Origin of the sequence: Aquibium sp. ELW1220 (assembly GCF_030398385.1) — a bacterium.
GTDB lineage: Bacteria > Pseudomonadota > Alphaproteobacteria > Rhizobiales > Rhizobiaceae > Aquibium.
The window spans coordinates 1-14,018 of record NZ_JAOAOQ010000072.1 but is presented as its reverse complement, the minus strand read 5'-3'; the positions used below and the strand labels follow the sequence as shown (position 1 = coordinate 14,018).

Here is a 14,018-nt window from a genome sequence, read left to right as displayed (position 1 = left end):
GGCTCATAACCTGAAGGTCGTAGGTTCAAATCCTACCCCCGCAACCAAATTCCTGAACGATATCAGATGCTTGAACGCCGCCCTCCGGGGCGGCGTTCGCGTTTCCTGCTCCCGTGGAAGCACCGTGGAAGCAAGAGGGGTCGAAGTTCTTCATAGTAAAGCGAAAACCTCGAACGTGCATATTGATGGTGTCCCACCGCGTTCTCAATTCGCCTTGGTCAAGCCTGATCTTTCTGCCTTCATCTTGCGTGCCGGGCTCTCGGGTTCTCTCCGCGGTCGTCGCGATGGACGCCGCACGTTTGCGTTCAGAGTTGGGTAGATCGAAGTGGTGTGCGCGGTTTCGGCCGCATAACGGGGAGCGCTCTTACCCTCGGCAGCGTCACGTTTCTTCGCACAGCAGAAATCGAGGATGGGCCTGTTCGTGCGCACGATCGGCTTGGCGCGGGCCCGGACGAAAATCGGCATGCCCAACCTCGCCTACAACCTCACGGCCCCGCCGTCACCAGCGTTGTGAGCGCGCGCCGACGGGGCCGTGGCCTCCGTCGCGCCAGACGTCTCGTTGTTCTTCCAGTCCATGCTCTACTCCCCTTTCCGAGAGAAATAGCGCTCCAGATTTTCTCAAGGATCCGTGCTTCAGCCCAATGTAGCGGTGGGGCAGAGCGGTCTAGTAGCGCTGGCTTTTCTGATCTTTATCAAGCAAACGGCATGAAAAGTCCTGTGCCGGGATGTTTGTTCAGCCGCTGGTTACGACGGTGAGCCTCGCGTCGCCGCCCGAGTAGTGCGAACTCCATCCGTTTTCGTAGAGGATGAACACGTGGTCGTTGTGGGAACACCCGCGCAGCACACAGGTTTCGAGGCACGCACCGGATACGCACAACTCGACGCTCGGGAGAACGGGCGGGTCATCCCATAGAACTTTGGAGGCTACCATGTCCGCTTCCTAACGGCGGCAGTGGCATTTTTCCAGCGGCAAAGCCTATCCGGAAGGCACGGCCCCGCAAGATCGTGGGTATTCCGATCTTCGACTTGACGCGTCCGCAGCGCTCTGGCTTTTCAGGGGGGGCACTGCGGCCAAGGGGATCCGATGATGCGTCGACGCGCGATTTTGCACATCGGGACGGAGAAGACCGGCACCACCGCGATCCAGAACAGGATGCGAGCGGCGGCGCCTCAACTCGCGCGGCAGGGCGTGATCTTTTCCGAGGTGCTCGGGCCCGGCAACCACACCCACCTGGTCGCGGCCTGCATGGAAGACGACGTGTGGGACCGGGTGAAGGCGAACATCCTCGCCACCCACTTGCTCCAGCCGCCAGCGTTTCGGGCGCGCCTGCGGGAGGAGTTCGCGCAGGCGCTGGCTGCGGCCGGCGACTGGCACACCGTTATCGGATCCTCTGAACTCATCCACAGCCGGCTCCTCCTCCCGTCGGAGATCGACAGGCTCTTCGAGACGTTCCGGCCCCATGTCGACGAAATCGAAGTGGTCCTGTTCCTCCGCCGTCAGGACAGGCTGGCCCTGAGCCGGTTCAGCACGGCGCTCCGCGGCGGCTTCAGCGAATTCGACGCAGTGTTCGGCAGCATCGCGCCGTCGAACTATTTCCGCCTGCCGCCTGGACACGCGATCGACGACATGGTCGACTATTTCGACTATCGCCGGCTGATCGAACGCTTCCTGCCGCATCTGCCGATCGAGAAGATCAAGGTGGTGCTGTATCCGGAGGACATGAACGCCGGAACGGATTCGGTTGCCGAATTCATCCAACTGGCCGGGCTGGATGCCGCGCTGGTCGAGGGCCCCACCGACCGAATGAACCTTCCCATGCCGGTGGAGGCGCAATACGTCATGAGCGAGGTAAACAAGCTCCTGCCGATGAGCTTCCCGTCGGGACGGCGCAACCTGCACCTCAAGAAGCTGCATACCGAGATCGAGGCCACCGTCCACGGCACTCGGCGGCAGGTGCGGCGCGCCGACGCCGAAGCCTTCGTGGCGCGCTACGGGGAAAGCAATGAGTGGGTTCGCACGATCTTCTTCCCTGAACGGGAGTCGCTATTTTCGGACCGGTTCAACCAGTATCCGGACGAGGTCGATTACAGTCGGCTTCGAACCGAACTGGCGGGCGAGGTCCGGCGGTTCCGGCAAATGGCTTCGTCCGTGCCGCAGGCCGAGGTGCGACTGCACGGCCTGCTGACGCGGGCCAAGCGATGGCTCTGGCCTCAGAAGCTCGCCGCCCGTTAGTGTGTTGTCTCGAAATAAGGTAGGCATGCGTCTCTCGCTGTGATTTTCTGGTGGAGATGTTCGCTTGGGAGGTTGTGATCGGCTGGGATCGGCAGTTCGGATTGGACTGAGTGATGAGGAGCGCGCTGAACTTGAGGCACCAATGCTGGGTTTCCTGCGCAATGGCCTGACGCGGGCCAAGCTGCGGCGTGCCGTGGCTCTCGCCTCCGCAGGCAGGCATACCGAGGCCGAAGCCGCATATTGCCGCGCGCTCCGCTCGGAGAACTTGCGGGCCGAGGCGCTAGCAGGGCTTGCGCGGCTGGCGCATGCGCAGGGCGCATTGCCGCAGGCGGCGGAACGCTGGCAGGAATGCCTCGCCGCTGCAGGCCCCGGAGCGCGGGCCGACTGGGTGCCTCAATTGGTCGCCATCGCTGGCCTTCTCGACAATCTCGACGATGCGGGGCGGCTGCTCACGCAGGCGGCCGACCTCTTCCCGGACAGGGTCGAGCCCCAGGCCGGCCTTGCCAGGGTGGCCGCCGCGCGCAGCCTCTGGAGCGACGCTGCGGATCGATGGGATGCGGTCGCCGCGCGCTTCCCCTGTGCGATGACCGCCGCCGACAGCATCGCACATGCGACGTCTCTCATGCGATGCGGGCGGTTCGAGGCGGCGGATGCGGTCGCCACCGCACTCATCTCCGCACATCCGGGGCGTGCGGAGGTTTGGCGCCTGCATGCGCGTATAGCAGCCACTGCGCTCGACCAAACCATGGCCAGAACACGCTGGATTGAGGCCCGCAATGGGTTTCCCGCTGCTACGGAAAGGGTTCCGGAACACCGCCGCCTGAGCAGCCTGTGGGAGGACGACTATTCCATGCTGGCGGATGCCGGGACGGACGCCGCGAGCGCCCTGTTCCGGCTGAAGATGCTGCAGGCCTATCAGTTTTCCAACGAGGCCGCCGCCGCCGCACGGCTCTGCATGGTCGCGTATCCGGGCGAGGTGGAGATCCAGCTTGCCGGTCTGCGCGCCCTGCACGGCGCCGCCTCAGGGCCTGGCGAACTCGAAGAAGCCCGCGGCATCGCCATCGAACTGCGCGAACGTTTCGCCCGGTCGCGCGCGGTACGGCTTGCGGAGCTCCAGCTCGCGGCTAGGCTGCGCGACACGAAGGCCGTGACGGCAGCGATCGCGGGCTTCACCGCATGCTTCGGCGACAGCGCCGATGTGCTGCCGTTCCGATCCTGGCTGGCGCAGGAGGAGGGTGATTTCGACGCGGCGCGGGCCTTCGACGCGGCCCATACCGGACAGCGGTTCGTTCCGGCGCTGCGCAGCGACCTGGCTCCGCCGTCTGTGATCGGCCCGCGCGAAGCTCCGATACTGCGCGACAGGATCATCGTGCTGACGCATGCGAGGAACGAGATCGGCTTCGTCCGCTGGTTCCTCGACTGCTACCGGCGCCTCGGAGTCGACTGGTTTTACGTCATCGACGACGGTTCGACGGACGGCACCGCCGAAGTGCTGCTCGCGCAGCCGGACGTCACCGTCTATCGCAGCGAGGCAGCCTACGCGATGTCGAACGACGGCGCCGCCTGGATCAACCAGTTGCTCGACCTGCACGGGGCGGGCAACTGGTGCGTCGTCGTCGACCTCGACGAGCAACTGGTCATGCCGGAGCTTCGGGACCGCAGCCTGCGCTCGATTCTCGACGAGATGGAGGTGAATGGCGAACACGCCATGGCAGGGTTCATGCTCGACATGTTTCCCGAGAGCATAGCCGCGGCGGCAGGCTTTGCCCCGGGCGACGACCCGCTGGCGATCGCGCCCTGGTTCGACACCGACTATTTCTTTCCCGGCCACTGGCAGGCACCGTTGTCCTGGGCGGGTGGAGGCGCTCGGGCGCGGCTTTTCGGGCAGCGCCACAACTGCATGGCCAAGACGCCGATCGTGCGCGGCGGCGCGGGCCTGCGTTACCTGTGGAAGCATCACGTCTCGCCAACGCGCGCCAGTGCCCGCTCCTGCTCGCTGCTGCACTATAAGGTCCTCCAGAACGTCGTGCGACTACGCAATGGCGACGTCGAGAGCGACCGGCACGTGAAGGACAACCTCTGGCTCGGCCATAGACGGCGAGGGGACCGCATTGCCGATGTCATCGCGCAGCTGTCGCCGCAGGACCCGCTCGTCGGCGCTACGTCCGCCCGGTTCCGAGATGCCGCGCAACTCGCCGATCTCGGGCTGCTGCCGCATCTCGCGAACGCCGGCGACAGGGGCGATCTGCCGGCGGCCTTGACGGGCGCAACGGAGGAAACCCTCGTGGAGGCCGTGCGGCTGGCGGTCTCGGCCACCCGGCGGCAGGACTGGCGCGAGGCTGCGCGGCGGTGGGAAGCCTGTCTGTCGCGACCGGACGCCGGGACGAGAGCGCTTTGGCATGCGAGACACGGCCTTGCCCGCCTGCGCCTAGGCGAGACGGCGGCCGCGAAGTCGTCGTTCCGGATTGCGCTGGCGCAGGAAGCGGAGCTCGACGATCTCGCCGACGGGCTTACGCTGGACGAGGCGACAGCCGTCGGGCTACCGGTTCGGTGAACGCCGATACGCACGGCCGCTGCTGTCACGGCACGACCCGTTGCGGAACGATGTGGATGGTCGGAAAGGTGACGCTACGACATGGATGAGCGCGAAGAAGCGGGCCCGGACGAGGCGGTCCGCGAGAACCTGCTTTCGCAGGGCCGTTATGCCGAGGCGGTGGAGGCGTTCCGCTCGGCTTCGCTCGAGCACGCGGTTCTGCTCGGCCGGCGCCTGGCAAGCCACAATGCCATTGCCGAGGCGCGCACGCTTTACCGGAACCTGTGGGAGAGGCCCAAGCGTCCTTTCGAGTGGTTCCAGCTGCGGGTGCTCATCCCGCTGGTGTTTCACGAAGACGAGCGGCAGCGGAAGTACATCTCGTACCGCGAGGTGGTGGAGGCCCAGTTGCCGGCGATCAAGCACCCGGGCGGACGTACCAACCTCGTGCAGGCGCTCCTGTGTGCGGATCTAGCGCTGCAGGACTACGACGCCTTCCGGCAACGGGCAGAGCCGTTCAGGGGCGCGGAAGGCCTGCCACCCTTCCTTGCCAGGCTGGTGGCGTTGCTGCCGCGGATCGAGGAGCCGGCCGACGTCGCGGATCGGCGCGAAAAGGTCTTTGTCATCGGCCTGTCCAAGACCGGCACGAAGTCGATCACGCAGGGCCTGGAGATGATGGGATATACCACTGCCCACTGGTCCAATCCCTTCACCCGAGCTCTCATCGACGAAGAGGATTTCGCGTTGTTCGACTGCTGTTCCGACACGCCGGTAAGCTTCCGCTTCGAGGAACTTGCTGAGCGGTTTCCCAATGCCCGCTTCATCAACACCGGCCGACCCGCTGAATCCTGGGTCGCCTCGTTTCGCAACCATTTCGTCCGTCATCACGGCGTCTCCGACCTCGAGGCCGTGCGCCGCAGGTTCCATCCGCGCGGGCCGCTCTTCCACGGCCCGCTCTATGCCCGCATCAATGACCGCCTCTACACCCGCTACGGCAGCCTGGAGGAAGCCTACCACGCCCATGGCGAGCGCGTGCGGGGCTTCTTCGCAGGCACCGCGCGAGACCGTCTGCTCGAATTCGACCTGTTCCGCGGCGACGGCTGGGCGGAGCTTTCCCGATTCGTCGGCCGGCCGGCCCCGCACGAACCCTTCCCCTGGATCGGCAGGGCGCCCGGCCGCGAGGCGCCGGCGACGGGCTGAAGCGTCGGCACCCGCCTGGGCGACGGGGTGTGCGTACGCTCACGACCGCGAGAGGGCGTCCAGATCCTCGTCGCGCAACGGGCCAAGCACCCGCTGAGCCATTGCGGGATCGGCCGTGCCGAATTCCTCGTTCAGCAGGCGGATGGCATTGAGGATCGACAGGTTGCGGGCGCGGTAGCGCTGCGGCTGCGCCAATGGCCTTTCCAGCCCCTGCGGGCCCGAACTCAGGCGCTTCACAGCCGCTCCGGTCCATGAAAAGAGGTGGCGGTTCGGCGAGGGGGAGGGCACGGGCATCCAGGGCGGACGCTTCCAGCGCTGCCACGGACCCTCGACCTCCAGCCGCTTCAGCAGATGCGACTTGTCTTCGAGCCCGTAGGGGAAGGCGGGATCGAAGCTTTCACCCGCGAAACGGTGCAGCGCCAGCTGCGGCTCCTCCTCGTGGACAGGAAGATCGGCACGGAAGAAGTCGGCATTCTCGGAGACCCTCAGCATCGGCACGATGCGGCAGGGCAGGTCGGGCCTTTCCGCACAGCTGTCGGCGAGCGCATCGAAGGCAGAGCGGTCGAAGATGCAGTTCGAATCGAGCGGTACTGTCCAGTCGGCGAGGGTGGCGCCCCATTGCAGCGCGACGTTGCGGGCGCCGTTGACGTTCATCGCGTAGCGGACCTGGTTGGAGCAGGCCCAGATGCGGGCATGCGTCTGGAGGTGCTGGCTCAGCCGTTCGAAGCGGTCCGACTCGAAGAATCCCGGCGTGTCGAAACCGCTCACGCTCCAGCCGGTAGCCGCATATTCGTCGCCGGAGAAGGGGATGCGGACATAACGGGCGCCGAACGTCTCCAGCATAGCGATAATCTCTCGCTCGCGCCCGGGCGAAAACAGGCGGTTGATGACGTAGAGCTTGCGGCAGTTGTCCAGCTCCGGCTCGTTGTCGAGGATGAAGCGGAGGTTCTGCAGCGTCTGGTCGTGCGCGTGCCGGGGCAGGAGGTCGTTGCCGAGGATGCGGATCACCGCGAAGGAGGCCGGGCGGCAGACGCTGGACGCCAGGAAGGCCGCGCGCGGCGAGCCTTCGTGCCGTCGCTGGGCCAGCCGCCGCGACAGGCGTGCGGCCGCCGTCAGCGCCGCCCGCAGGCCCCCCTTCGATGCGGACGGCGCGGGATCAGCCATCTCCAGCCTCCGGAAGGCCGGACTGCGAGCCGAAGCCCCGCCTGTACGCAGGACAGTTCACCAAAAGATCGTCATGGCCGCCCATGCCCGCCACCTCGCCCTTGTCGAGGACGATGATTCGGTCGCATGCGCGGATGGTGGAGAGCCGGTGCGAGATGACGATGACCGTCTTTTCCCGGTTCCGCAGGCCGGATGCTTCCTGGAGCTCGAACTCGGTGCCCGAATCCAGTCCCGACGTCGCCTCGTCGAACAGCATGATCGGCGCGTCCTTCAGCAGCGCGCGAGCGAACGCGATGCGCTGGCGCTGTCCGCCGGAGAGCGTCGGCGCACCGCTGCCCAACCGCGTGTCGAGGCCTTCGGGGAGGGTGGCCGCGAATTCGGTGACTCGGGCTGCATCCGCCACAGCATGGATTTCGGCTTCAGACGCGCCGACGCGGCCGAAACCTATATTCTCAGCTATCGTGCCGTCGAAGATCGACACGTCCTGGCTGACATAGGAGACCATGTCACGCACGACTTGCCGGGAGAGCCCGGCGACGGGCTGGTCGTCAACGAGGATGGCGCCGCCATGAGGTTCGGCGAATCGCAGCAGCAGCCGCGCGATGGTAGACTTGCCTGAGCCGGACTTGCCGACGATGGCGACCTTGCTGCCGGCGTGGATGCGGAAGGAGACGCTGCGCAGTCCGGCGAGCTTCCGACCGTAGCGGAAAGATACTTCGCGAAACTCGATGGCGGCCGCGGGCGGCATCGCCTCCGCAGGCGCTCCGTCGACGTCGGTTTCCCGATCCTGCGTTTCGATCAGGCGGTAGAACGCATCGACGGCGACAAGTTGGCGGCTTAGCTCCAGGTTGAACTGCGCCAGCCGACGCGCTGGCTGGTAGGCGAGCAGGAAGGCGGTGAGGAAGGCGGCGAACTCGCCCGGCGTGCGTCCGAGCCGCAACGCTTCCCACCCGGCATAGACTAGGAGCAGCGCGATCACCATGCCGCCTAGCCCTTCCATGATCGGCCCACTCATAGCGACGGCGCGGTTGAGCTTGTTGCTGCGACGCTCCAACTGGTCGACCACGGCCTCGATGCGCTTCGTCATGACGGGTTCGAGCCGGAATGCCTTGATGACGGCGATGCCGGACAGCGCGTCGGTGAAGGCCGCGGTGGCGCCGGCGGTCAGCTCCGCCTCCTGCCTGGCGATATGCCGGATGCGGCCGGCCATCGACCGGATGGCGAAGAAGGCCACGGGCGCCACGACGAGCGCGATGGCCGACAGGGTGGGTGCCTGTATGACCATAACTGTGGCTAGCGCCGCCAGCGTCAGCACGTTCTTAATGAGGTTGGTGGTGATCAGCATGAAGGCGCTGGCCGCCGCGCGCGCGCAATGCTGGGTGAAGCCCGCCGCCTTGGCAGCGCTGCGCTTATCGAACAGCGCCAGCGGCGAGTGTACGAGAACGTCGAACTGGCGCTTCTGGAAATCGGAGACGATGCGGGTCTTGATGGCGTCAAGCCCGGTCTGCTCGAAGTAGATCGCGGCGGCGCGGACCAGGAAGATGGCAAGCACAGCAGCGGCGATACCCCAGACTGCGGCGAAATCGGGTTCCTCGAAGACGAGGTTGACCAACGCGCGCATCAGCCAGGCGAGCAGGGCGGTGGCGACGGCCCCGACGGCCATCCAGACCAGCGAGGGGACGAAGGAGCGGACGCGGCCGCGCAACACGTCCAGCATAAGCTTCCAGGCGAGGGCAGGGGCCGCATAGGGCCTTGACGCCGCTGCGCCGCCCGACCCCACGTCATCGCCCTTTTTGGAGACTGCCATGTCCTCTTCCTAGCGGCGGCAGGGGCATTTTTCCAGCGGCAAAGCCTATCCGGAAGGCACGGCCCCGCAAGATCGTGGGTATTCCGATCTTCGACTTGACGAGTCCGCAGCGCTCTGGCTTTTCAGGGGGGGCACTGCGGCCAAGGGGATTCGATGATGCGTCGACGCACGATCTTGCACATCGGGACGGAGAAGACCGGCACCACCGCGATCCAGAACAGGATGCGAGCGGCGGCGGCGCAACTCGCGCGGCAGCGCGTGATCTTTTCCGAGGTGCTCGGGCTCGGCAACCACACCCATCTGGTCGCGGCGTGCATGATTTCGGTCCTGGTCAACGGGTTGACGGTGTCCACACCCCGTTTGCAGCCTGTTATGTACCCGTTTTCAGGACTGGCCGAGGAACAGGTAGAAGGGTTCGATGATGCCGAAAGTCGCAAGCCGCAGGAAGGTGCAGGCCATTATGAAAGCGGCTACCGGTTCCTTCAGCATCACCCCTGCACCGCGATAGGCGGCGAAACGGGGGATCACGTCGCGCAAGTCGAGAGCTCTTGCAGATGATGTGCGGCGCGGTACGAAAAGCAGCTCCGGTATTGTAAATCATTTCCCCAAGCAGCGCGGGATCGGGCGCGCGCCGCGAATGCGGTAATTCCGGTCGAAAGGGGGGCCAATCCCGCAGGCGAGGTCCGAGCCCAGCCACCTATTCCCGCATCGTCATTTCGGCACCCAGGCTTTGGGTTTGCTTGGGCATCGGGGCTGGTTCGAACTCATAGAGCCGCGACCGAAAACCCATTATAGCCCCGATCCGGCCGACCGACCATCCCATCGAGCGGACAGCGACCACGGGAGACGCTTTGCCGAAGACCGGCACCACCAGTAAAAGTGCGCCGGTGACAAATTTCAGCACCGAGACAAGGAGCGCCGACAATAGGACGTCGGCGGTCAGAGTGGGATTTTTCATCACGAAATGATTGTTGGATTGGGAAGCGCCGCGGTGGAACTGATAGGCCAGCGTAAGGCGGTCCCGGGTCATGGTTTCATAAACAAGCGCATCAGGCGACCACACAATCTTGGCGCCTGCTGCACGCATTGCCTTGCAGAAGGACGCGTCGGATCCGCCGGTATAAAGCTGCCTCTCGTCAAATCTGATGTTTTTGGGTTTCATCCAGCGAAGCGCGCAAAGCCAGTTGTTCGTTACGACCGTCACCGGAGCGCCCTTGGACGCAAGCTTGGCCGACTTGGCATTCTTCCGGTTCATGCGCGCGGCAAGGCTGTCGTTGATAAACGCTTCGAAAGGCGTGGCCTCCTGCGGCGGTGCAGCGACCAAGACCGGACCGCCCACCAACTGTGCGCCTGTTTCACGCCAGGTCGCAACCAATTTTGCCAGCCAATCATGCTTGACGAATTCGTCGTCGTCAACAAAGCACATGGCATCGAAATCATTAGCAAGCGCATAGTCGAGCGCGGCGTTCCGTGCCACCGGGATGCCGCGGCGCGGTTCGAGGACATAGGTCAGGCCGGGTATGCTGCCCATGAGAGGATCAAGGCACGGGCGAGCTGACCCGAGGGGGTCGTTGTCCACGACAAGAACCGAGTAATCCGCGCCTTCGGGAGCATCCAACGCTGCGAAGCTTTGTAGAAGGGTACCGAGCAGCGGCCCCCGCTTGTAAGTGAGACATGCAACAAGGATACGGGTTCTGTCGGTCGATGGCTCCAAATCTGTTCCGATTTGCCCGCCAGCACCCTTAACAAGACAATGTTTCATAACTCCTCTAATATACGACAGCGTTGGCTGGCTAGGCAGGAAATCTATTACAGCCTGACCTAAAGCGTGTTGAGTGATATGAGCAGGTTGTGATTCCGTCGGATTTGCGAAGATTCGATGGAGAGCACGATGCCCTGGACTGATGTCACCCGGTGTTACTATGCCCGCGAGGCGGCCCGCTACGCAAGTGAGCGACGGGGCATGGGAAATGATCGCGTCCTTGCTGCCTGGACTGAAGCCGGTCGGACGGCCGCGGTTGGCGAACCTGCGCGAGGTGGTTAACGCGATCCTCTACATGGCTCCGACGGGTTGCCAGTGGCGCATGCTGCCCAAGGACTTAGCTCCCTTCACTACAGTGTAGAACTATTTCTACGCCTGGCGCGACACCGGCGTGCTGCGCGCCATCAACAACACCCTCGTCATGGACGCCCGGCAGTTGGAAGGCCGGGAGCACGCTGCACGACACAAGGCTGGCTGGGGGCGGCAAGATCGATTCAACTGGGCGAACCCGACCAAGGAAACGCCCAATGTCATACCGAGCCATTACCGGCCTTCTGGAAATTCTGCGCCCCGAGATCGATCTGAGCAAGAGGCGTCTTGAAGCGCTCTGCCTGATCGTCATCGGCATGGTCAGCGCACGCACCGTGAACCTTGGCCATCTGGCGTGCGAGCGACCGGGGGCCGTAAAGACTGCATCGACATATCGTCGGCTCCAGCGCTTTTTCCAGCATGTCCGTTTTGACGAGGACTGGGCGCTGCCGCTGCTGGTCCGGCTTCTCGGCCTGGGCGAATCGTGGCTGCTCGCGCTCGACCGCACCAATTGGCGGGTCGGCAAAAGCGGCCAAGCAAGATGCTGCGTGATGCAGATGCGCCTCATGTCCCTCGTCGAATCCATCGCCAAGGTGATCGGTGTCTGCAGCGTCGCCGTTATGTCGCGAAAGACAGCCTGGTCGCGGGCGGTAGAAAAAACCAGATCAATGGCTTACGCATAAGGACGCAGTTCCGGGCGTTTCAGTCGCTGCAGACATCATCCGGAGCCAGGAACTCTTGAACTCGTCACGCGATATCGCCGTCAACCGGCAGGCCACTTGGAGAATGTCGGGTGGGAGCTTTGGACGTGACAGGTGCGCTTTGCTGACCATCATCGCAGCTAATGGCCTCTGCAACAGGCTCTTTGCGCTGCATAGTGCGGCCGCTCTTGCCGCAGATATCGGCCATCCCCTGCGAGTCGTGTGGACGCGGAACAGGGCCCTGGGCGCCCGTTTCGAAGACCTCTTCGAAGTGCCCGACGCGTTTTGTGAGATCGTGACCCTTGAGCGCCGCGTGCTTCGGCTGAGCGACCGACTTCGCGAGGAGGCGTGGCGTTACACCCGTTGGCCACCCTTGAAGCGAGGGACGAGCGCACACGACGTGATCGCCTTGGGTAAGCAGGGGTTCGATTTCCGCCAGATAGGGCAACAACGAAATCCGACGCTTCAGGCGTTCACCCTGTTTTATGGGCGCGAGCGTCCGTTTTTTCGGTTTCGCCCAGTTGCCCACCTTCAGACCCGTATCGACGCGGCCGTGCCCGAGGTCGACTCGCACATCGGCGTTCACATCCGGCGCACCGATCATCTACCATCGCGCATGTATAGTCCGAACGGCTTGTTCATCGACGCGATGACAAGAACGGTCGAGACGGACCCCGAAGCCCGCTTCTTCTTGTGTACGGATTGTCCGCGGGAGGAGGTCCGGCTTTCGGAGGCTTTCCCCGGTCGCGTTGTAACTGCGCCGAAGCGCAGCCTCGACCGCGGGCAAGACACCGCCATCGAGGATGCGGTGGTGGATCTGTTTGCCTTGTCTCGGTGCAACCGGATCATCGGATCGTTGGCATCAACTTTTTCGCAGGCTGCCGGACGTATCGGGGAAATTCTGGTCACACACCTGAGCAATGTTGACAGGCCCCCACTCTACTGGCGTGAGAGGGACTTACCCCGGGGTGTAACGCCCCCGGATTGAAGGGCTGTCGACTTGGACGCCATTGGCGTCAGTTGCACTCGGCCTCGGTCACGCGCGTCGACAGAGGCGAGGACCGCGGTCAGGCTGCTTTCGCCGTGACGGTGGAGCGGCGCCAGTTCCACGGCAGGAGATCGATCAGCCGGCCCTGCGCAGTATCGGCGATGCGGGCGAGCACGTCGGCGAGCGAGGGTGCTTGCGTGCCGCAGTAGTCTGTAGTTCATGCAGATGGCAGTTCAGCTCTATCTACCATCGCCGGCTCTAGGGCCGGCGGTGGTTCTGTGTGTGGCCGGCAGTGTCGACTTGCCGCTCATCCGGTCGAGCAGCAGCTGGACCAACACGATCAGGAGATCCTCTGCCGTCGGCTCTAAGGGCACGCCCCGATCCATTCATGCCCCGTTCAGAGGCGACGGATTATCAAGGCTGCATGAAAGCTTTTCTCGCTTCTCTGCAGCGCCTCCTGCCTGCGCTTATGATCCTGGCGGCGGCGGCGCCTGGGCATGCGCAGATGCTGATGGCCACGCCCTCCGTTTCGATTCTGGTGCAGCCCGTTGCCGCTGATTGCGGCGCGATCGGGCGCTTGGTCGCCGCCAACGAAGGCGGCACCGTGCGCAGCGCCGTCGCGGAAATCTGCGGTGGACGCATGGTTTGCGTCATCGTCTACACCTTGCCCGCCCAAGGCGGGCAACCGCCCCGTGTCGTGCGCACGCGAAGATCTGCGGATATGAAAGTCGCGGCTGAAACGAGAAACCAAAATTACCCTGCCGATTTCTCATGCGACTGACTCACCGCCCCTCTGTCATCCAATCGTTGCGTTTGTAGGCGGATGAAGCGGTGCCGTGTTCGTCCGGATCGGAAACCCGTCCGGCAGCCGGAAGGTATTGGCGGGCGTCAGCAGCAGTTGTGCCATATCGGGCCTTTCGACGCTGGCCAGCGCGCGCAGGCATCCTGCGGCGACACTGCCGGCAATGCCTGTGACTATGCCGCCAAACCGCAAAAGCCGCGCCGCGCGCCCCGTGGGCACCGCAGCGCCATCATCATCTTGGGGCAAGGTGCCTCTCCTGTCAGTGCGGAACCCGGGCGGTTTGCTGACGCAGCCGACGCAGGTGCCACCGATTAATGACCGGGGCAAGGACATAGTCATAGGCGGCCGACGCGACCTGCCGGATACCCGGCAACCCTACGACCCTCGCCAACCACCGATACTTCGTAAGCGCGATCAGCGCCACACGGTTTTTCCGAGTTGACAGGATCGCCCGCTCACCAGCGAGCCGCCTTGACGCGGTTCGGCATGAAGTGCGATCGGATTGCTACAACGGCCCTGGCG

The 14,018-nt window shown here is 64.3% G+C and carries 11 protein-coding genes and 1 pseudogene; 8 read left to right on the top strand and 4 right to left on the bottom strand.

Annotated elements, in window-relative coordinates:
- The first annotated feature begins 1,084 nt into the window (after positions 1 to 1,084).
- The 3 genes from N1F91_RS29970 (at position 1,085) to N1F91_RS29960 (ending at position 5,963) form a co-directional block, all read left to right on the top strand.
- Positions 1,085 to 2,233 (top strand): hypothetical protein, encoded by a 1,149-nt coding sequence (locus N1F91_RS29970; RefSeq protein ID WP_289997531.1) that lies wholly within the window; start codon positions 1,085 to 1,087, stop codon positions 2,231 to 2,233.
- Between the two features lie 142 nt (positions 2,234 to 2,375).
- A complete protein-coding gene (locus tag N1F91_RS29965; RefSeq protein ID WP_289997528.1) occupies positions 2,376 to 4,787 on the top strand; it encodes a glycosyltransferase family 2 protein in 2,412 nt (803 codons plus the stop codon).
- A gap of 81 nt (positions 4,788 to 4,868) precedes the next feature.
- A complete protein-coding gene (locus N1F91_RS29960) occupies positions 4,869 to 5,963 on the top strand; it encodes a sulfotransferase family protein (protein WP_289997527.1) in 1,095 nt (364 codons plus the stop codon).
- Between the two features lie 39 nt (positions 5,964 to 6,002).
- Here N1F91_RS29960 and N1F91_RS29955 read toward each other — a convergent pair whose 3' ends face one another.
- Positions 6,003 to 7,127: a hypothetical protein gene (locus N1F91_RS29955; protein ID WP_289997525.1), complete on the bottom strand. Its 1,125-nt coding sequence runs from the start codon at positions 7,125 to 7,127 to the stop codon at positions 6,003 to 6,005.
- Positions 7,120 to 8,934 carry an ABC transporter ATP-binding protein gene (locus N1F91_RS29950; RefSeq protein ID WP_289997524.1) on the bottom strand — a complete coding sequence of 605 codons (1,815 nt, stop codon included), beginning with the start codon at positions 8,932 to 8,934 and terminating at the stop codon, positions 7,120 to 7,122. Before N1F91_RS29950 ends, N1F91_RS29955 begins: the two co-directional genes overlap by 8 nt.
- Before the next feature lie 153 nt (positions 8,935 to 9,087).
- Between N1F91_RS29950 and N1F91_RS29945 the strand changes: the two genes are divergently transcribed.
- The gene (locus tag N1F91_RS29945) at positions 9,088 to 9,492 is read left to right on the top strand and encodes a hypothetical protein (RefSeq protein WP_289997523.1); all 405 of its coding nucleotides are present in this window, start codon (positions 9,088 to 9,090) and stop codon (positions 9,490 to 9,492) included.
- 139 nt (positions 9,493 to 9,631) lie between these two features.
- Here N1F91_RS29945 and N1F91_RS29940 read toward each other — a convergent pair whose 3' ends face one another.
- Complete coding sequence (locus tag N1F91_RS29940) at positions 9,632 to 10,696, bottom strand: glycosyltransferase family 2 protein (protein WP_289997521.1); 1,065 nt, start codon at positions 10,694 to 10,696, stop codon at positions 9,632 to 9,634.
- 129 nt (positions 10,697 to 10,825) lie between these two features.
- Between N1F91_RS29940 and N1F91_RS29935 the strand changes: the two are divergent.
- From N1F91_RS29935 to N1F91_RS29920, 4 genes and pseudogenes are all read left to right on the top strand, one after another.
- Positions 10,826 to 11,147 (top strand): annotated as a pseudogene (locus tag N1F91_RS29935) (transposase); the annotation flags it as partial.
- A gap of 76 nt (positions 11,148 to 11,223) precedes the next feature.
- Positions 11,224 to 11,688 carry a hypothetical protein gene (locus N1F91_RS29930; protein WP_289997520.1) on the top strand — a complete coding sequence of 155 codons (465 nt, stop codon included), beginning with the start codon at positions 11,224 to 11,226 and terminating at the stop codon, positions 11,686 to 11,688.
- A 139-nt stretch (positions 11,689 to 11,827) separates the two neighbouring features.
- Complete coding sequence (locus N1F91_RS29925) at positions 11,828 to 12,694, top strand: hypothetical protein (RefSeq protein ID WP_289997519.1); 867 nt, start codon at positions 11,828 to 11,830, stop codon at positions 12,692 to 12,694.
- 424 nt (positions 12,695 to 13,118) lie between these two features.
- On the top strand, positions 13,119 to 13,475 hold the full coding sequence (locus tag N1F91_RS29920) for a hypothetical protein (RefSeq protein ID WP_289997518.1): 357 nt from the start codon (positions 13,119 to 13,121) through the stop codon (positions 13,473 to 13,475).
- 15 nt (positions 13,476 to 13,490) lie between these two features.
- Here the strand turns inward: N1F91_RS29920 and N1F91_RS29915 are convergent, their stop codons facing one another.
- Entirely contained in the window at positions 13,491 to 13,742 is a 252-nt protein-coding gene (locus N1F91_RS29915) for a hypothetical protein (RefSeq protein ID WP_289997517.1), read from the bottom strand.
- Positions 13,743 to 14,018 lie beyond the last annotated feature (276 nt).

Bases quoted from the DNA above. Each gene is read 5' to 3' on its own strand.
- N1F91_RS29920 (WP_289997518.1), top strand. From the start codon at position 13,119: ATGAAAGCTTTTCTCGCTTCTCTGCAGCGCCTCCTGCCTGCGCTTATG.
- N1F91_RS29940 (WP_289997521.1), bottom strand. From the start codon at position 10,696: ATGAAACATTGTCTTGTTAAGGGTGCTGGCGGGCAAATCGGAACAGAT.
- N1F91_RS29965 (WP_289997528.1), top strand. From the start codon at position 2,376: ATGCTGGGTTTCCTGCGCAATGGCCTGACGCGGGCCAAGCTGCGGCGT.
- N1F91_RS29945 (WP_289997523.1), top strand. From the start codon at position 9,088: ATGATGCGTCGACGCACGATCTTGCACATCGGGACGGAGAAGACCGGC.
- N1F91_RS29970 (WP_289997531.1), top strand. From the start codon at position 1,085: ATGATGCGTCGACGCGCGATTTTGCACATCGGGACGGAGAAGACCGGC.
- N1F91_RS29955 (WP_289997525.1), bottom strand. From the start codon at position 7,127: ATGGCTGATCCCGCGCCGTCCGCATCGAAGGGGGGCCTGCGGGCGGCG.
- N1F91_RS29950 (WP_289997524.1), bottom strand. From the start codon at position 8,934: ATGGCAGTCTCCAAAAAGGGCGATGACGTGGGGTCGGGCGGCGCAGCG.
- N1F91_RS29960 (WP_289997527.1), top strand. From the start codon at position 4,869: ATGGATGAGCGCGAAGAAGCGGGCCCGGACGAGGCGGTCCGCGAGAAC.
- N1F91_RS29930 (WP_289997520.1), top strand. From the start codon at position 11,224: ATGTCATACCGAGCCATTACCGGCCTTCTGGAAATTCTGCGCCCCGAG.